Origin of the sequence: Actinoallomurus oryzae (assembly GCF_039541955.1) — a bacterium.
Taxonomy (GTDB): Bacteria; Actinomycetota; Actinomycetes; order Streptosporangiales; family Streptosporangiaceae; genus Actinoallomurus; species Actinoallomurus oryzae.
The window spans coordinates 1-1,015 of record NZ_BAABHF010000020.1; the positions used below are offsets into that span (position 1 = coordinate 1).

At 61.1% G+C, this 1,015-nt stretch carries 1 protein-coding gene; it reads right to left on the reverse strand.

Annotation, left to right across the window (positions count from 1 at the left end):
• Positions 1–1,015 (reverse strand): acyltransferase domain-containing protein (locus ABEA10_RS18310; protein ID WP_345465184.1); only part of this gene is annotated, 1,015 nt, incomplete at both ends.

The following is a 1,015-nucleotide window of genomic DNA, read 5'->3' on the forward strand; positions in this document are numbered from 1 at the left end:
CGGGTTCGGTGTCGGCTGGGCGGGAGTGGATGGTGATGGTCCGGCGGCCCTGGTCGGGGGGTTCGAGGGTGATCTGGATGTCGATCGGGTCGTGCTCAGGGATGGTGAGGGGGCTTTCGAGGGTGAGTTCCTCGATGTAAGGGGTTCCGGCACGGGTGCCGGCGTGTATGGCCAGATCCACGAAGGCGGTGCCGGGAAGCAGGACGGTGTTGTTGACGGCGTGATCGTTGAGCCAAGGGTGCGTACGCGTTGAGATCCTGCCGGTGAACAGGTAGCCGTCGGTGCTGGGTGTTTGGATACAGGCGGCGAGAAGCGGGTGGTCCGTAGCTTGTTGCCCCAGATCTTCGGGTTTGTTGTTTGCGTTGTTTGCGGTGATCCAGTAGGTCTTGCGTTGGAAGGGGTAGGTGGGAAGAGAGATTGTTGTTGTTCGTTTTGGTGGTGTGTAGTTGGCGGTGTGGTGGTGGGTGTGTAGTTGTGCGGTGTTGTTGAGGAATTCGGTGAGGGTGCCGTGTTTTTTGGTGATAGTGGGGATGATGTGAGCGAGCGTTTCGTTTTGCTCGAGGGTTTGTTGGATGGCGGGGGTGAGGGTGGGGTGGGGGCTGATTTCGATGTAGGTGGTGTGGCCGGTGGTGAGGAGTTTTTCGATGGTGGGCTGGAGTTGGACGGTGTGGCGGAGGTTGGTGTGCCAGTAGTCGGCGGTGAGGGTGGTGGTGTCGGTTTGGTTGGTGGTGACGGTGGAGTGGAACGGGATGTTCGCGTGGTGGTGGGTGATGTCGGTGAGTTGTTCGGTGATGTGGGCGTGTAGTGGGTCGATGTGGGGTGAGTGGGAGGCGTAGTCGACCGGGATCAGGCGGGCATCGACACCCTGGGTTTTGTAATGGTCGATGAGAGCGCGGATGGCCTGTGGCGTGCCGGAGACGGTGGTGGAGGCTGGCCCGTTGATGGCGGCAACGTGAACGTCGGCTTCGAGGTTGATCTGGTGGTGGGGGAGGGGGATGTGGGCCATGGCGCCGGT